Source organism: Pantoea sp. 1B4, from assembly GCF_016925765.1.
Lineage (GTDB): Bacteria > Pseudomonadota > Gammaproteobacteria > Enterobacterales > Enterobacteriaceae > Pantoea > Pantoea agglomerans.
The window spans coordinates 1-18,131 of the sequence record NZ_JAEUWZ010000001.1 but is presented as its reverse complement, the minus strand read 5'-3'; the positions used below and the strand labels follow the sequence as shown (position 1 = coordinate 18,131).

Genomic DNA, 18,131 nt, shown 5'->3' with positions numbered 1-18,131 from the left:
TTCGGCTTAAAGACTAAAATGCACCTCTTTAGTGCAGAGGAACGTTGTATGGCAACTGGCTCTCTGCCCGATGCAGGGCAGATTCTCAACGCGTTAATCAACAGTATTTTGTTGGTGGATAACGATCTGGTTATTCATTACGCCAACCCGGCGGCGCAGCAATTACTGGCGCAAAGCTCACGCAAATTGTTCGGCACGCCGTTACCGGAATTAACCGGCTACTTTTCGCTGAATATCGAGGTGATGCGCGAGAGTCTTGAGGCTGGCCAGGGATTTACTGACAGTGAGGTCACGCTGGTGGTAGATGGTCGCGCGCACATTATGTCGCTGACCGCCCAGCGGTTACCCGATGGCTTAATCCTGATGGAAATGGCGCCGATGGATAATCAGCGTCGTCTCAGTCAGGAGCAGTTACAGCACGCCCAGCAGGTGGCCGCTCGCGATCTGGTTCGCGGCCTGGCCCATGAGATTAAAAATCCGCTGGGAGGATTGCGCGGCGCGGCACAGCTTTTATCCCGCGCCCTGCCCGATCCCTCGCTGAATGAATATACCAAAGTGATTATTGAACAGGCCGACCGGTTGCGGAATCTGGTTGATCGTCTGCTGGGGCCGCAGCAGCCGGGCATGCACATCACGCAGAGCATTCATCAGGTGGCCGAACGGGTGGTCAATCTGGTGTCGATGGAGCTGCCGGAGAATGTTTCGCTGGTACGGGATTATGATCCCAGCCTGCCGGAACTGCCGCACGATCCCGATCAGATTGAACAGGTGCTGCTTAACGTGGTGCGCAATGCGCTTCAGGCGCTGGGCGACGATGGCGGCACCATTATTATCCGCACCCGCACGGCTTTCCAGCTGACGCTGCACGGCACGCGTTATCGGCTGGTGGCACGTATTGATATTGAAGATGATGGCCCCGGCATTCCGGCCCAGCTGCAGGATACGCTGTTTTATCCGATGGTCAGCGGACGCGAAGGCGGTACCGGTTTAGGCCTCTCCATCGCCCGTAGCCTGATTGATCAACATTCAGGAAAAATAGAATTTAACAGTTGGCCGGGACACACCGAATTCTCGGTTTACCTGCCTATTCGCCAGTGAGGTTTCTATGCAACGAGGGATAGTCTGGATCGTCGATGACGATAGCTCCATCCGCTGGGTGCTTGAACGCGCGCTCACTGGAGCCGGTTTGAGCTGTGCGACTTTTGACAGCGCAAGCGAGGTGCTGGATGCCCTCTCAACCAAGACCCCGGACGTTTTACTGTCAGACATTCGCATGCCCGGTATGGATGGCCTGGCGCTGCTGAAACAGATTAAACAGCGTCATCCGATGCTTCCGGTCATCATAATGACGGCGCATTCAGATCTGGACGCTGCCGTCAGCGCCTATCAGCAGGGTGCCTTTGATTACCTGCCTAAGCCGTTCGATATCGATGAAGCGGTTGCGCTGGTCGAGCGTGCTATCAGCCACTATCAGGAGCAGCAGCAGCCACGTAATCAGCCGGTCAGCGGACCCACCACCGATATCATCGGTGAAGCGCCCGCGATGCAGGATGTGTTCCGCATCATCGGACGATTATCGCGCTCGTCGATCAGTGTGCTGATCAACGGCGAGTCCGGTACCGGTAAAGAGCTGGTGGCCCATGCGCTGCATCGCCATAGCCCGCGCACCAAAGCGCCCTTTATCGCGCTCAACATGGCGGCGATCCCCAAAGATTTAATTGAATCAGAACTGTTTGGTCACGAAAAAGGCGCCTTTACCGGGGCGAACCAGATCCGTCAGGGCCGTTTTGAGCAGGCGGATGGCGGCACGCTGTTTCTGGATGAGATCGGTGATATGCCGCTGGATGTGCAGACCCGTCTGCTGCGCGTGCTGGCCGATGGCCAGTTCTATCGCGTTGGTGGCTATGCGCCGGTCAAAGTGGATGTGCGTATTATCGCGGCGACCCACCAGAATCTGGAATTACGCGTACAGGAAGGCAAGTTCCGTGAGGATCTGTTTCACCGCCTGAACGTGATTCGTGTGCATCTGCCACCACTGCGTGAGCGTCGTGAGGATATCCCGCGTCTGGCGCGTTATTTCCTGCAGGTGGCGGCGCGTGAGCTGGGTGTGGAAGCGAAGATTCTGCATCCGGAAACCGAGACAGCGTTAACCCGACTGCACTGGTCAGGTAACGTGCGTCAGCTGGAGAACACCTGTCGCTGGCTGACCGTGATGGCTGCGGGTCAGGAAGTCCTGATTCAGGACCTGCCCGGAGAACTGTTTGAATCCAGTACGCCGGAGAATCCGGTACAGTCGCTGCCTGACAGCTGGGCAACGCTGCTGGCACAGTGGGCCGATCGCGCTCTGCGTTCCGGTCATCAGAATCTGCTGTCAGAAGCCCAGCCAGAGATGGAGCGCACGCTGCTCACTACTGCGCTGCGTCATACGCAGGGCCACAAACAGGAAGCGGCACGTTTGCTGGGCTGGGGACGAAACACGCTGACGCGCAAGCTCAAAGAGCTGGGCATGGAATAAGCGGTTCAGTACGGGCTGGTGAAGTCTGCCAGCCCGTTTCTTCAGATAACGCGGGAGAACTGCTGCTGACGCGCTTTCTGACGCAGATAGCGATCAAAGCACATGCAGATATTGCGGATCAGTAACCGGCCAATTCCCGTCACCTCCAGCCCCGTAGCGGTTTGTTCCACCAGCCCATCAGCTATCAACGGCTTCAGCAGCGCCAGGTCCTCAGCAAAATAGTCGCTGAAGCAAATGCCCCATTGCGCTTCTGTCGCGGCAAAATTCAGCGAGAAGTTACAAATCAGCGTTTTTATCACGTCCCGACGCAGGCAATCATCGTCGGTTAAGGCGATGCCACGCCACAGGCCATTTCCCTGCTGTTCCACACAATTGTACCAGGTATTAAGGTCTTTCTGGTTCTGCGCATAACTGTCGCCAATCATGCTGATGGCAGAGACGCCAAGCCCCAGCAAATCGCTGTCGCCCTGCGTCGTGTATCCCTGGAAATTGCGATGCAGCTGGCCTTTGCGCTGCGCGATAGCCAGTTCATCCTGCGGCTTCGCAAAGTGATCCATTCCAATGAACTGGTAGCCCTGCTGAGTCAGAGTTGCGATGGTCTGCTGTAAAATATCCAGCTTTTGCTGAGCCGATGGCAGTTCACCCTCTTTGATTTTACGCTGTGCCGCGAACATCGCCGGCAAATGCGCATAGTTAAAGACGCTAAGACGATCCGGGCTCAGCGCCAGTACCCGCTCCAGCGTCCAGGCGAAGCTGGCGGGCGTCTGCAGGGGTAAACCATAGATCAGGTCAATGCTGGTCGAGCTGAACCCCTGTTCACGGGCACGCGCCATCAGCCCGAAAATCATCTCTTCATCCTGTACCCGGTTAACCCGCTCCTGCACCGATTTGTTGAAGTCCTGCACCCCCCATGCTCAGCCGGTTGAATCCCAGCGATCGCAGATGATCAATCACATCCAGCGCAATTTCCCGGGGATCTACTTCGATCGACATTTCGGCATCATCGGCCACACTGAAATGCTGCTTCAGTAAACCCACCAGCCGGGAAATCTGCGCATTGTCGAGGAAGGTTGGCGTGCCGCCGCCCCAGTGAAGCTGCGTGACCTGACGCTGACGAAACAGCGGCGCACGCTGAATAATCTCCTGCTCAAGCACATCCAGATAGCGGTCCGCTTTGTGGCGCTGACGCGTCACTATCTTATTGCAGCCGCAGAAGTAGCAGAGACGATGGCAGAAGGGAATATGGACATAGAGCGACAGCGGACGATCAGGGTAACGCGCCACGGCACGCTGGAAGTCGTTTTCCGCGTACTGCTCGCTGAACTCCAGCGCAGTGGGATAGGAGGTGTAACGCGGGCCGGCATAATTGTACTTTTCAATTAACGCCTGATCCCACTCAATCTGCTGCGATGGCATGCTCACTCCTTCCGGTGACGTCGTCTGAGAGAAGGTCGCGAAGAAGAGGAGATAAAAGGTGAGCGGGATGAGACCCGACGTAAACGTTGCTTCAGACGCGACAGGCGTCGTAGTTTAAACAATAACCACAGCAGATAACATGTCGCCAGCAGCGCGAAAATTGATCCAGGCCAAAACATTGTCGTTTACCTGTTAAGCGCGGCATGCGGGTAACGCATGCCGATCAAATTTGCTTAGTTGCCTTTCAGCAGACGGTACATATCTTCTTCAGCCTGCTCATCTTCGGCATCATCCATCACAATGCCTAACTGCTCCATCAGTTCGTCGATACGATCCAGCGAGGCATCCAGCCAGCCCTGATCTTCAGCCGACAGCGTTTCGCCATTTTCCAGCCGATCCAGCAGCGCATCCAGACGTTCGTCATTTTCCAGCTTCGCCAGCTCTTCTTCTGGTGTCAGACGCACTTTCTTCTCTGCTGCCGGTTTTTCTGCGCTTTTCTTTGGTTTAACGGCGGCGGTTTTTCCTTCAGCGATCAGGGCCACCGGTTTTTTACTCCCGATGCGCGGATCTTTCACGCTGTCCGCCTGACGTCCGCCATTGTTTTCGGACGCAGCCGGATTAGCACGGCTGCCAGATGCATGTCCGCGATGCTTTTTTATCACGTTTGCGATCGCGTGCTTCATGGTTGATATCGTCACGCGATTTGCGTTTGGCTTTGACGGCAGGTTTGCCGTTAGCAGCTCGTGCAGGTTGCTTCATAGTATTCGGTCCCGGCTTTTTTTATTCAGTATAGAATTGCGGCGAAATCTAGCAGAAAGTAGACAAAGAAAAAAGGCGACAGCTCAAGCTGTCGCCTTATTTCATACCTTCATAAGAAGGAATCATGTTTTAAATCCTTTTCGGCTCGTAACATCCCGGTTAATCCCGCGCCTGCTCAACTCCTGAGCTATTCCTTATCCCTGTCTGGCCGCATCCCTGACCCTGTTCCATTCCATCGCTCATAACCCTCCTGGTATCCCTGAGCGCATCATCCTGATGTGTGCTGCCGTGCACTGCACACTAATGTAGACCAACTGGTAAAAGCCTCAAGTCAGTGTCAAAAATAGTTAGTTCAAAAAAAAGAACGTTTTAAGATAAGGGTTTGAATTACATATTTTTTTATTTTTAGTAATTAAAGTAAAAAGCGAAATAACCCGCACCGTGAATGGCAAATCTCTTACAAAGTTTGTTACCGAGATGCGATTGAGCACTTTCGCGTCATAACGCGTATAATCGCCCGCATTGCCTTAATGCGTTTTCTGGAGTGTCACCTTGTCTGAATTGAATTACCACGTTACCCACTTTGTCATGAGCGCGCCGGATATCCGCCATCTGCCTGCCGATACCGGAATTGAGGTGGCTTTCGCTGGCCGCTCGAACGCGGGAAAATCGAGTGCGCTGAATACGTTAACCAATCAGAAGGGTCTGGCGCGTACCAGTAAAACGCCGGGACGTACGCAGCTGATTAACCTGTTTGAAGTGAAAGAAGGTAAGCGTCTGGTCGACCTGCCCGGTTACGGTTATGCCGAAGTCCCGGAAGAGATGAAGCTGAAGTGGCAGCGCGCGTTAGGTGAATACCTGCAAAAACGTCAGGCGCTGAAAGGACTGGTTATCCTGATGGATATCCGTCATCCGCTGAAAGATCTCGACCGGCAGATGATTCAGTGGTCAGTGGAAAGTGGCATTCCGGTGCTGTTGCTTCTCACTAAAGCAGACAAACTGGCCTCAGGTGCCCGTAAAGCGCAGCTCAATGTCGTGCGTGAAGCCGCACTCGAATTTGTTGGTGATGTGCAGGTAGAGCTCTTCTCATCGCTGAAGAAAATCGGCGTGGATAAGGTTCGTCAGAAGCTGGACAGCTGGTTTAATACGCTTGAACCTGCGGTTGAAGATCAGGACGCGGAAGAGTGAGTGGCAACCTTGTGCCGGTGATGCTGACGGTACAAAAAGCCCAATAAAAAAACGCCCCAGTCACAGAATGACTGGGGCGGCTAAATTCAGCCAAATCCGATTACGTGAAGTAAAAGGTCTGAAAGATAGAACATCTTACCTCTGTACCCTACGCGACGAACTTTACCTGATTTTCTGTGCGTGACAAAGGCTTTTTTTGTTGCTTACTTACATGAAACAGGACTTTTTTTACCATGCACGTCACAAAAATAGCGTTGCGATGTAGTTTAATGACGAAAAAAGTGTTTAGACCATAAGCAGTTAGAAAAGCGTTTTCTCTCAGTGCCAGCGTTAACCACGCTAAACCGGTCAACTAAACGATTTTCTTATACCTGATTCAGGGCCGGTTCTGTTCTTCAGAACCGACCACACGCATCGAATCAGTGGGCTTCATCCCAGTTGTCACCCACACCGACTTCAACCAGTAAAGGTACGTCGAGCTGTACGCTACCTTCCATCAACGCACGGATTTTCTGGCTCGCCTCTTCAACCGCCTCGGCTTTGACTTCGAACACCAGTTCATCGTGAACCTGCATGATCATTCTGACGGCATTGTCGTTTTGCTGTTCCAGCCAGTTATCCACGGCAATCATTGCCCGCTTAATGATATCCGCTGCCGTTCCCTGCATCGGCGCATTGATCGCGGCACGTTCAGCGGCTTTCCGGCGAATGGCGTTACCGGATTTAATATCGGGCAGCCACAGCCGACGGCCTTCCAGCGTTTCGACATAGCCTTTACTCGCCGCCAGCTGGCGTGTGTTCTCCATATAGCGCAGGACGCCCGGATAGCGTTCAAAGTAGAGATCCATATACTTTTTCGCTTCACCCGCACCGATATTCAACTGACGTGACAGACCAAAGGCGCTCATGCCATAAATCAGACCAAAGTTGATCGCTTTGGCGCTGCGACGCTGTTCGCCGCTGACCTTATCCAGCGCCACGCCAAACACTTCGGATGCCGTCGCGCGGTGGATATCTTCGCCCTGGGCAAAAGCGTCCAGCAATCCTTTGTCCTGAGAGAGATGCGCCATGATACGCAGTTCGATTTGTGAATAGTCTGCCGCCACAATGCGATGGCCTTTGGCCGCTACAAATGCCTGACGGATTCGGCGTCCTTCATCATTACGCACCGGAATGTTTTGCAGATTCGGATCGGCAGAGGATAAGCGTCCGGTTGCGGTGACGGCCTGATGATAAGAGGTATGTACCCTGCCACTGATCGGATTGATCATCAGCGGTAATTTATCCGTATAAGTAGACTTAAGTTTGGATAAGCCGCGATGCTCCAGAATCACTTTGGGTAACGGATAATCAAGTGCCAGCTCGGCTAACACCTCTTCGCTGGTTGACGGCGCGCCGCCTGGTGTTTTCTTTGTGGGCTTGATGCCCTGTTTTTCAAACAGGATCACCTGAAGCTGCTTGGTGGATGAGAGGTTGAAGGGTTCCCCCCGCCAGCTCATGCGCTTTCAACTCAAGCTCAGCCAGTCGGGCCGTCAGCTCTTTCGAATGCTGCGCCAGAATAGACTGATCGATCAACACACCGTTGCGCTCTATGCGCGAAATCACTGTCAGTAACGGCATCTCAATCTGTTCGAAGACTTTTTTCGGGCCCGCTTCTTTCTCCAGCTCTGGCCACATCTTCAGATGCAGCTGCAGGGTCACATCTGCATCTTCGGCAGCGTAATGAGATGCCTGCTCTAATGCGATTTGATTGAACGTCAGCTGATTTTTGCCTTTACCGGCGATCTCCTGGAAGGTCACGGTTTTATGGTTAAGCCAGCGAGCGGCCAGGCTATCCATGTCATGTTTGCCCACCACGCTGTTGAGGATATAGGACTCAAGCATGGTGTCGAATTTGATACCGGCCAGTTCAATGTCGTAGTTTTTCAGCACGCCGCGATCGTATTTCAGGTTCTGGCCAACTTTCCATGCGCTCTCATCTTCCAGCAAGGGCTTGAGCTGTGCCAGAACGGTAGCGCGATCCAGTTGATCAGGCGCATCAAGATAGTCATGGGCAACCGGCAGATAGGCGGCTTCACCGGGCGCCACCGCGAAGCTGATGCCGACGATGTTAGCGCTCAGGGTATCCAGCGCGTCGGTCTCCAGATCAAACGCAAAGACCTCGCTGTTTTTCAGCTTCTCCAGCCAGCTATCAAAGAGATCCTGATCCAGAATGGTGGCATAACCCTCGGTCGGTAACACGCTGCTGGTTTCAGCCACCGGGGCCGGTTCATCGGCCTGCGCTTTTTGCGCCTGCGTAGTGCTCTTTTTTACCCTGCAGCCATTTACCGTCCTGCAGGTCACTCAGCCAGCGTTTGAACTCGTAACGACTGAACAGGGCCTGCAATGCCTCTGTATCGGGTTCAGTGACTGTGAGCTCTTCACAGGGCAGCGCCAGCTCAACGTCTGTCTTAATGGTCGCCAGCTGATAAGAGAGAAACGCCACATCACGATTCTGCTCAAGTTTGGTCGCCATGGTTTTGGCACCACGAAAGCCGAGATCGGCCACTTTGTCCAGATTGTCATAGATCGTCTGCATGCTGCCCAGCCCCTGCAGCAACGCCTGTGCCGTTTTCTCACCGACGCCTGGCACGCCAGGAATGTTGTCGGAGCTATCACCCATCATGGCAAGGAAGTCGATGATCAATGCGGGTGGAACACCATATTTCTGCTCAACCTCTTCTGGTCCCAGAATGGTGTTGCTCATGGTGTTAATCAGCGTGATGGCGGGCGTGACCAGCTGCGCCATATCTTTGTCGCCAGTGCTGATCAGCACTGAGAGACCCTTTTTCTCCGCTTCCAGCGCCAGCGTACCGATGACATCATCAGCCTCGACGCCGCTCACAGCCAGCAACGGCAGCCCCATTGCCCGCACCATCTCATGCAGCGGCTCAATTTGTGCACGGAGCTCGTCAGGCATCGGGGGACGGTGAGATTTGTAATGCTCAAACAGCTCGTCCCTGAAGGTTTTGCCTTTGGCATCGAACACCACAGCAACGTGACTCGGATTGTATTGCGCCAGCAGGCTTTTCAGCATGTTGAGCACGCCGTACATGGCACCAGTGGGTTCACCTGCACTGTTGGTCAGCGGCGGAAACGCGTGATACGCGCGATAAAGATAGGATGAGCCATCGACCAGAATCAGGGGATTTTCTGCTATTTGCGCCATAAGTCTGTGTAGTCTTCGTTGCTATGAGTTGGGCTATAAGGATGCCACAACCAGGCAGAAATGGTGAACTAAGGCGTGCCACGTCTGGAGTTTTTCACGCTTTTGGGGACAGGATCGCAACGATCGTTCTGTGGATAACTTTGTGCGTAAAAATTATAACGCGCTGTTTTTCAGGAAAATAAATAATCGACACTTGAATAAAAACCATAAATTTCATTGGCTTATTTAATTTCCGTGACCCGATCGCTATTTTTAATAGCGCGATCCCTTGTGTGGATATTAAATTTATGCCCTGGAGATGGACAAAAATTGGCCCGTTGTTCAAAGGCATAAAAAAAACGCCAGCAGAGCTGGCGTTTAACGGGGGTGTGAGGCTGATTACTTCTGGCTTACCAGGAATTTAACCACGTTCGCATAGTCTGCGACGAAATTATCCATAGAGCTGGTATCAAGACCGCCGTTGTTAACCATGTATTTGCCATTCACGAAAATAGCAGGCACACCACGCAGATCAACATCAGCAGCGGCTTTTTGCTGCTGCGCAACCAGCGCTTTTACGGCGAAGCTGTTCCAGGCTGCATCATAGTCCGCCGCAGAGATACCGGCCGCTTTGACAAAGGTCTCTTTCAGACTGGCAGGATCGGTGATGGTCTGCGTTTTCTGAATGCCATCGAAGATCGGTGCTGTCACTTTATCTTCAACGCCCAGCGCCATCGCGACAGCCCAGGCCTGGGTCACGACCGGCCCCAGCTCTCCACCGAGAAAATCGACGTGGTATTTCACCATCTTAGTGTCAGCAGGCAGATTCTTTTTCACCGCGTCATTGACGTGGTAAATACGTTCAAACTGATAGCAGTGCGGGCAGAAGAAGGAGAAGAACTCCATCACCTGAGGTTCGCCGGCCACAGGTTTAGGCAGACTCACATATTGTTTACCTTCAGTGAACTGGGCAGCAGATGCGCTGAATGCCAGCACTAAACCCATCAGTGCAAACCAAATTTTTTTCATCGTGAAAAATTCTCCTGACTACGTCATTAATATTGCGGTGTCAGCTGCAGAGGAGGTTCCTGCAACAGCTTCTCCTGCTCGGTAAAGAGTGAAATTTGCCTGCGCCAGAAATCTTCATCTGTCATCCAGGGGAAAGCGCGCGGAAAAGCGGGATCCTGCCAGCGTCGGACAACCCAGGCCAGATAATAAACCATGCGCATGGCGCGTAAAGGTTCAATCAGTGACAATTCATTAATATCAAAATCACTGAACTCACTGTACGCCTCCAGCAGTATATCCCATTGAATACGCTGTTCCTGACGATCGCCGCTGATCAGCATCCAGAGATCCTGCACGGCCGGGCCATTACGGGCATCATCCAGATCGACAAACAGCGGTCCGTCACGCCACAGGATATTACCCGGATGGCAGTCGCCATGTAATCGTAGCGGCTGCCACGTGGTGTGCCACTGTTGTTGCAGCGTGTTTCCCAGCTTATCGATAGCCTGTAGCAGTGCGACTTTAAGCGATGCAGGCACTAACAGAGAGTGCTCCAGCACCTGCCGGGGTTCATGCAGATATTCATCCAGACCGATGGCAGGCCGATGCCTGAACAGCGCTTTACGCCCGGTCTGATGAATGCGGCCCAGGAAGCGGCCTACCCACTCCATCTGATCTTCGTTGTCTGTCTCATATTGTCGTCCGCCCAGGCTGGGGAATACGGCAAAGAAGAAGCCAGCGTGACTATGCAGTGTCTCACCCTTTAACCGCAGTGGCGCCGCGATGGGCACTTCGTCAGCCAGCAGATCAAGTGCGTACTGATGTTCTTCAGCAATCTGTTCGGCACGCCAGCGCTGTGGGCGATAAAACTTCGCAACATAGCGGCGTTTTTCGTCGTCGCTGAATTGATAAACCCTGTTCTCGTAGCTGTTCAGGGCTGTCAGACCCGATTCGACGCGAATTCCTGTTTCCCAGAGCGCATCAAGCAACACGTCGGGATTCAATGTCTGGAAGTTAAAAGCAGCGTCGCTCATCATGTTACCTGTAGTTGCCCTTGCAAATAGCAGCCAAGGATAACACTACTCGTCCTGTTTAATGACACCCCGTGCGCGGAGCAGTGCTGTTTTGAAATCAACTTCATAGTCTTTTTTCAGGCCTGGGATCTCATCATCGCTGGCTGAGTCACGCATCTTGAGATGGTAAATTAATACATCATCGGTTAATTCACTTAACGGGCCACGGAAACCAGATTCCTGAGCCAGTTTCTGCAAAAATGTGACCAGATTAAGATCAGGCTCTTTTTTGCCAGGCGGGTTGCAGCAACGCGATTAACTCGTTTAAACGATGGCATTTCATTCAGATTTCTCCTTTCACAGTGCGTCATCAGCGAGGGCACAGTCATGACAATATTAACCGGCATCATTCTGGCCGGTGGTCAGGGCCGCCGTATGGGTGGTCAGGACAAAGGGTTAGTACAGCTGGATGGCAGGCCGCTTTATCAGCATGTCCTTGAACGGCTCAGGCCACAAGTCGACATTGTCATGATTAACGCGAATCGTAATATTGATCGCTATCAGTTAAGCGGATGCCGCGTGGTGCAGGACGTCTTTGAGGATTATCCCGGTCCGCTGGCCGGGATCTACAGTGGGTTGCTCGCCATCGACGGTGAATGGGCCGCTTTTTGCTCCTGCGATACGCCTGCAATACCTCTCTACTTCGTCGAAAAACTGGTCGATCAACGCGGTGAGGCGCCGGCAGTCTGGGTACGTTCACAGTCGCGCGATCATCCTACGCTGGCGCTGATTCATCGGGAAATGGCTGCACCTCTTTATGACTATCTTCAGGCTGGAGAACGACGTCTTATGCATTTTCTGCGCGACCACGGTGGCCATGCTGTCCGGATGGATGAGGATGAGGCTGCCTTCCGCAATATCAATACGCCTGATGACCTGAACAACAGAGGCTGACATGTCATTACCTATACTTGCCATTGTGGGCTGGAGTGGAACCGGGAAAACGACGCTATTGCAGCAGGTGATACCGATTCTCGGCGATAAAGGTATCCGCGCAGGATTGATTAAACATACCCATCATCAGATGGATGTGGATACGCCAGGCAAAGATAGCTATCTGCTCAGAAAAGCGGGTGCCAGTCAGGTAATATTGGCCAGTTCAGAGCGATGGGCATTGATGTGTGAGACGCCGGAAAAGCAGTCGATTAATCTGCCTTATCTACTCAGCCGCATGGATCACGCTACGCTTGAGGTCGTGCTGGTCGAAGGCTTCAAAGATGAACCCGTACCTAAAATTGTTTTATGGCGGGCCGGGATCAAGGGTGGGATCGAGGAACTGCTTGATGAGCAGGTAATCGCTGTCGCCAGCGACCAGAAATTAACGCTGAACGTGCCAGTTCTGGATATAAATCGTCCGGACAGCGTTGCAGACTTCATTGCCGACTGGCTTGAGAAACGCTGAAATGGATGTTGTGATGCAGTTTTTCACGATCTGCAGACGTAAAAAAAGCCCCGCACTTCCGTGCGGGGCTTCTTCACTTATTTAATGCCTGGCAGTTCCCTACTCTCGCATGGGGAGACCCCACACTACCATCGGCGCTACGGCGTTTCACTTCTGAGTTCGGCATGGGGTCAGGTGGGACCACCGCGCTAAAGCCGCCAGGCAAATCTTGGTGCACGAAACGAATCTTTTACGCCATGACCGTGTTGCCATCGCTCAGCCACACCGGTCACATACTTCAGTATGCTCCCGCTGACGTCCTCGCTCTGCGCCTTGTCACGCCGCAAAATCTTTCGTTTCCGCTAATTTTTATCCGGTACAGGCTGAAAATTGTGTCTCTCAAAAACGCCTCTGGCGTTGTAAGGTTAAGCCTCACGGGTCATTAGTACCGGTTAGCTCAACGCATCGCTGCGCTTACACACCCGGCCTATCAACGTCGTAGTCTTCAACGTCCCTTCAGGACTCTCAAGGAGTCAGGGAGAACTCATCTCGGGGCAAGTTTCGTGCTTAGATGCTTTCAGCACTTATCTTTTCCGCACTTAGCTACCGGGCAATGCCATTGGCATGACAACCCGAACACCAGTGGTGCGTTCACTCCGGTCCTCTCGTACTAGGAGCAACCCCCCCTCAATTCTCCAGCGCCCACGGCAGATAGGGACCGAACTGTCTCACGACGTTCTAAACCCAGCTCGCGTACCACTTTAAACGGCGAACAGCCGTACCCTTGGGACCTACTTCAGCCCCAGGATGTGATGAGCCGACATCGAGGTGCCAAACACCGCCGTCGATATGAACTCTTGGGCGGTATCAGCCTGTTATCCCCGGAGTACCTTTTATCCGTTGAGCGATGGCCCTTCCATTCAGAACCACCGGATCACTATGACCTGCTTTCGCACCTGCTCGAGCCGTCACTCTCGCAGTCAAGCCAGCTTATGCCATTGCACTAACCTCACGATGTCCGACCGTGATTAGCTGACCTTCGTGCTCCTCCGTTACTCTTTAGGAGGAGACCGCCCCAGTCAAACTACCCACCAGACACTGTCCGCAGCCCGGATTACGGGCCTACGTTAGAACATCAAACATTAAAGGGTGGTATTTCAAGGTTGGCTCCACGCAGACTGGCGTCCGCGCTTCAAAGCCTCCCACCTATCCTACACATCAAGGCTCAATGTTCAGTGTCAAGCTGTAGTAAAGGTTCACGGGGTCTTTCCGTCTTGCCGCGGGTACACTGCATCTTCACAGCGAGTTCAATTTCACTGAGTCTCGGGTGGAGACAGCCTGGCCATCATTACGCCATTCGTGCAGGTCGGAACTTACCCGACAAGGAATTTCGCTACCTTAGGACCGTTATAGTTACGGCCGCCGTTTACCGGGGCTTCGATCAAGAGCTTCTCCTTGCGGATAACCCCATCAATTAACCTTCCGGCACCGGGCAGGCGTCACACCGTATACGTCCACTTTCGTGTTTGCACAGTGCTGTGTTTTTAATAAACAGTTGCAGCCAGCTGGTATCTTCGACTGGCTTCGGCTCGGGGAGCAAGTCCCTCCACCTACGCGCCAGCGTGCCTTCTCCCGAAGTTACGGCACCATTTTGCCTAGTTCCTTCACCCGAGTTCTCTCAAGCGCCTTGGTATTCTCTACCTGACCACCTGTGTCGGTTTGGGGTACGATTCTGTGTTACCTGATGCTTAGAGGCTTTTCCTGGAAGCTGGGCATTTATCACTTCAGCACCGTAGTGCCTCGTCGTCACGCCTCAGCGTTAACAAGCGTCCGGATTTACCTGGACACTCCGCCTACACGCTTAAACCGGGACAACCGTCGCCCGGCTGATATAGCCTTCTCCGTCCCCCCTTCGCAGTAACACCGAGTACAGGAATATTAACCTGTTTCCCATCGACTACGCCTTTCGGCCTCGCCTTAGGGGTCGACTCACCCTGCTCCGATTAACGTTGAACAGGAACCCTTGGTCTTCCGGCGAGCGGGCTTTTCACCCGCTTTATCGTTACTTATGTCAGCATTCGCACTTCTGATACCTCCAGCATGCCTCACAGCACACCTTCGACGGCTTACAGAACGCTCCCCTACCCAACAACACATAGTGTCGCTGCCGCAGCTTCGGTGCATGGTTTAGCCCCGTTACATCTTCCGCGCAGGCCGACTCGACCAGTGAGCTATTACGCTTTCTTTAAATGATGGCTGCTTCTAAGCCAACATCCTGGCTGTCTGTGCCTTCCCACATCGTTTCCCACTTAACCATGACTTTGGGACCTTAGCTGGCGGTCTGGGTTGTTTCCCTCTTCACGACGGACGTTAGCACCCGCCGTGTGTCTCCCGTGATAACATTCTTCGGTATTCGCAGTTTGCATCGGGTTGGTAAGCCGGGATGGCCCCCCTAGCCGAAACAGTGCTCTACCCCCGAAGATGAGTTCACGAGGCGCTACCTAAATAGCTTTCGGGGAGAACCAGCTATCTCCCGGTTTGATTGGCCTTTCACCCCCAGCCACAGGTCATCCGCTAATTTTTCAACATTAGTCGGTTCGGTCCTCCAGTTAGTGTTACCCAACCTTCAACCTGCCCATGGCTAGATCACCGGGTTTCGGGTCTATACCCTGCAACTTAACGCCCAGTTAAGACTCGGTTTCCCTGCGGCTCCCCTATACGGTTAACCTTGCTACAGAATATAAGTCGCTGACCCATTATACAAAAGGTACGCAGTCACCCCCCATAAAGAAGGCTCCCACTGCTTGTACGTACACGGTTTCAGGTTCTGTTTCACTCCCCTCGCCGGGGTTCTTTTCGCCTTTCCCTCACGGTACTGGTTCACTATCGGTCAGTCAGGAGTATTTAGCCTTGGAGGATGGTCCCCCCCATATTCAGACAGGATACCACGTGTCCCGCCTTACTCATCGAGCTCACAGCATGTGTGTTTTTGTGTACGGGAGTATCACCCTGTACCCTGCGACTTTCCAGACGCTTCCACTAACACACAAACTGATTCAGGCTCTGGGCTGCTCCCCGTTCGCTCGCCGCTACTGGGGGGAATCTCGGTTGATTTCTTTTCCTCGGGGTACTTAGATGTTTCAGTTCCCCCCGGTTCGCCTTGCAGCACTATGTATTCATGCTGCAATGATGCACAGAGTGCACCGGGTTTCCCCATTCGGACATCGACGGCTGTAGCGGTTCATATCACCTTACCGTCGCTTTACGCAGATTAGCACGTCCTTCATCGCCTCTGACTGCCTGGGCATCCACCGTGTACGCTTAGTCGCTTAACCTCACAACCCACAGGCGTTTTTCAACGCTGCGTGTTGCAAGCATTTGAGAGACTCGAACGCATCGCATTGTCATTCCTTATTACGGAGGAATGACGCGCTGCGTCGTTTCAATTTTCAGCTTGTTCCGGATTGTTAAAGAGCAAATATCTCAAACGCGGCCCGGCTGCTTACGCAACCAAATCGGTTTTGAGATACTGTATGGAGACACCTTTCACCTGTCACCAAGCAGGTGGCGTCCCCTAGGGGATTCGAACCCCTGTTGCCGCCGTGAAAGGGCGGAGTCCTAACCGCTAGACGAAGGGGACACAAAAGTGTCACGACTTCGCAGCCGTCCTGCTCATTACTTTTTATCAGACAATCTGTGTGGACACTGCGCGGGAAGGTATCTTCAGGTAAGGAGGTGATCCAACCGCAGGTTCCCCTACGGTTACCTTGTTACGACTTCACCCCAGTCATGAATCACAAAGTGGTAAGCGCCCTCCCGAAGGTTAAGCTACCTACTTCTTTTGCAACCCACTCCCATGGTGTGACGGGCGGTGTGTACAAGGCCCGGGAACGTATTCACCGTGGCATTCTGATCCACGATTACTAGCGATTCCGACTTCACGGAGTCGAGTTGCAGACTCCGATCCGGACTACGACGCACTTTGTGAGGTCCGCTTGCTCTCGCGAGGTCGCTTCTCTTTGTATGCGCCATTGTAGCACGTGTGTAGCCCTACTCGTAAGGGCCATGATGACTTGACGTCATCCCCACCTTCCTCCGGTTTATCACCGGCAGTCTCCTTTGAGTTCCCGACCGAATCGCTGGCAACAAAGGATAAGGGTTGCGCTCGTTGCGGGACTTAACCCAACATTTCACAACACGAGCTGACGACAGCCATGCAGCACCTGTCTCAGCGTTCCCGAAGGCACCAAAGCATCTCTGCTAAGTTCGCTGGATGTCAAGAGTAGGTAAGGTTCTTCGCGTTGCATCGAATTAAACCACATGCTCCACCGCTTGTGCGGGCCCCCGTCAATTCATTTGAGTTTTAACCTTGCGGCCGTACTCCCCAGGCGGTCGACTTAACGCGTTAGCTCCGGAAGCCACTCCTCAAGGGAACAACCTCCAAGTCGACATCGTTTACGGCGTGGACTACCAGGGTATCTAATCCTGTTTGCTCCCCACGCTTTCGCACCTGAGCGTCAGTCTTTGTCCAGGGGGGCCGCCTTCGCCACCGGTATTCCTCCAGATCTCTACGCATTTCACCGCTACACCTGGAATTCTACCCCCCTCTACAAGACTCAAGCCTGCCAGTTTCAAATGCAGTTCCCAGGTTAAGCCCGGGGATTTCACATCTGACTTAACAGACCGCCTGCGTGCGCTTTACGCCCAGTAATTCCGATTAACGCTTGCACCCTCCGTATTACCGCGGCTGCTGGCACGGAGTTAGCCGGTGCTTCTTCTGCGGGTAACGTCAATCGACAGGGTTATTAACCCCGTCGCCTTCCTCCCCGCTGAAAGTACTTTACAACCCGAAGGCCTTCTTCATACACGCGGCATGGCTGCATCAGGCTTGCGCCCATTGTGCAATATTCCCCACTGCTGCCTCCCGTAGGAGTCTGGACCGTGTCTCAGTTCCAGTGTGGCTGGTCATCCTCTCAGACCAGCTAGGGATCGTCGCCTAGGTGGGCCATTACCCCGCCTACTAGCTAATCCCATCTGGGTTCATCCGATAGTGAGAGGCCCGAAGGTCCCCCTCTTTGGTCTTGCGACGTTATGCGGTATTAGCCACCGTTTCCAGTGGTTATCCCCCTCTATCGGGCAGATCCCCAGACATTACTCACCCGTCCGCCACTCGTCACCCAAGGAGCAAGCTCCTCTGTGCTACCGTCCGACTTGCATGTGTTAGGCCTGCCGCCAGCGTTCAATCTGAGCCATGATCAAACTCTTCAATTTAAGTTTGATTTGCTTAAACAAGTTAAGCGGTGCTCATCTGTAAAACGTCATAATGAATTTCATTATGTGTTCACTCGTGAGGCTTGATATTTTTTTACGTCCGGAGACGCTGATATCAATCCTGCGAGTGCCCACACAGATTGTCTGATAAATTGTTAAAGAGCAGTGCGAACAGTGCGTTAGCGTCCTGTCGCGAGGTGGCGTATATTACGCTTTCCTCCTGCAGAGTCAACCTCTTTCTCAGAAGTTTTTCTCCGGCGGCGCAGTCTCCTGTGCCTCTCAACCCGTTTTCCGTTGCCGGTGTTCCGTGTTGATGGAGGCGCATTATAGGGA

7 protein-coding genes, 1 tRNA gene, 3 rRNA genes and 4 pseudogenes are annotated in these 18,131 nt (G+C 53.2%); 5 read left to right on the top strand and 10 right to left on the bottom strand.

The genetic code is table 11. From position 1 onward, the window contains the following. Positions 1-48: 48 nt before the first annotated feature. Both glnL and glnG read left to right on the top strand, forming a co-directional pair. On the top strand, positions 49-1,098 hold the full coding sequence (gene glnL / locus JNO11_RS00075) for a nitrogen regulation protein NR(II) (RefSeq protein ID WP_008926971.1): 1,050 nt from the start codon (positions 49-51) through the stop codon (positions 1,096-1,098). A gap of 7 nt (positions 1,099-1,105) precedes the next feature. Beyond that, positions 1,106-2,515, top strand: coding sequence for a nitrogen regulation protein NR(I) (gene glnG, locus JNO11_RS00070; RefSeq protein WP_010258440.1), 1,410 nt, complete (start codon positions 1,106-1,108; stop codon positions 2,513-2,515). 41 nt (positions 2,516-2,556) lie between these two features. Here glnG and hemN read toward each other — a convergent pair. Both hemN and yihI read right to left on the bottom strand, forming a co-directional pair. Then, positions 2,557-3,931 (bottom strand): annotated as a pseudogene (hemN, locus tag JNO11_RS00065) (oxygen-independent coproporphyrinogen III oxidase). Between the two features lie 233 nt (positions 3,932-4,164). Then, positions 4,165-4,690 (bottom strand): annotated as a pseudogene (gene yihI / locus JNO11_RS00060) (Der GTPase-activating protein YihI). A 552-nt stretch (positions 4,691-5,242) separates the two neighbouring features. On the opposite strand from yihI, the gene yihA reads away from it, so the two are divergent. Continuing rightward, positions 5,243-5,878 carry a ribosome biogenesis GTP-binding protein YihA/YsxC gene (gene yihA, locus JNO11_RS00055; protein ID WP_010258448.1) on the top strand — a complete coding sequence of 212 codons (636 nt, stop codon included), beginning with the start codon at positions 5,243-5,245 and terminating at the stop codon, positions 5,876-5,878. Positions 5,879-6,297: 419 nt separating this feature from the next. Here the strand turns inward: yihA and polA are convergent. The 4 genes and pseudogenes from polA to JNO11_RS00035 form a co-directional block, all read right to left on the bottom strand. Then, a pseudogene (gene polA, locus JNO11_RS00050) lies at positions 6,298-9,086 on the bottom strand (DNA polymerase I). Positions 9,087-9,464: 378 nt separating this feature from the next. Next, complete coding sequence (gene dsbA, locus JNO11_RS00045) at positions 9,465-10,094, bottom strand: thiol:disulfide interchange protein DsbA (protein WP_010672112.1); 630 nt, start codon at positions 10,092-10,094, stop codon at positions 9,465-9,467. Positions 10,095-10,120: 26 nt separating this feature from the next. Continuing rightward, the gene (locus JNO11_RS00040; RefSeq protein ID WP_010258460.1) at positions 10,121-11,107 is read right to left on the bottom strand and encodes a serine/threonine protein kinase; all 987 of its coding nucleotides are present in this window, start codon (positions 11,105-11,107) and stop codon (positions 10,121-10,123) included. A 45-nt stretch (positions 11,108-11,152) separates the two neighbouring features. Then, a pseudogene (locus tag JNO11_RS00035) lies at positions 11,153-11,429 on the bottom strand (YihD family protein). Between the two features lie 44 nt (positions 11,430-11,473). On the opposite strand from JNO11_RS00035, the gene mobA reads away from it, so the two are divergent. Continuing rightward, a complete protein-coding gene (gene mobA, locus JNO11_RS00030; RefSeq protein WP_325176810.1) occupies positions 11,474-12,040 on the top strand; it encodes a molybdenum cofactor guanylyltransferase MobA in 567 nt (188 codons plus the stop codon). 1 nt (position 12,041) lies between these two features. Continuing rightward, a complete protein-coding gene (gene mobB, locus JNO11_RS00025; protein WP_033759293.1) occupies positions 12,042-12,548 on the top strand; it encodes a molybdopterin-guanine dinucleotide biosynthesis protein MobB in 507 nt (168 codons plus the stop codon). A gap of 86 nt (positions 12,549-12,634) precedes the next feature. On the opposite strand, the gene rrf is transcribed toward mobB, so the two are convergent. From rrf to JNO11_RS00005, 4 genes are all read right to left on the bottom strand, one after another. Beyond that, positions 12,635-12,750, bottom strand: a 5S ribosomal RNA gene (rrf, locus tag JNO11_RS00020). A gap of 198 nt (positions 12,751-12,948) precedes the next feature. Then, positions 12,949-15,862: ribosomal RNA gene (locus tag JNO11_RS00015) — 23S ribosomal RNA — on the bottom strand. Between the two features lie 230 nt (positions 15,863-16,092). After that, positions 16,093-16,167 (bottom strand) — tRNA-Glu (locus JNO11_RS00010). A gap of 88 nt (positions 16,168-16,255) precedes the next feature. After that, positions 16,256-17,798 (bottom strand): 16S ribosomal RNA (locus JNO11_RS00005). The 16S, 23S and 5S rRNA genes sit together here with 1 tRNA gene alongside, the layout of an rRNA operon. Positions 17,799-18,131 lie beyond the last annotated feature (333 nt).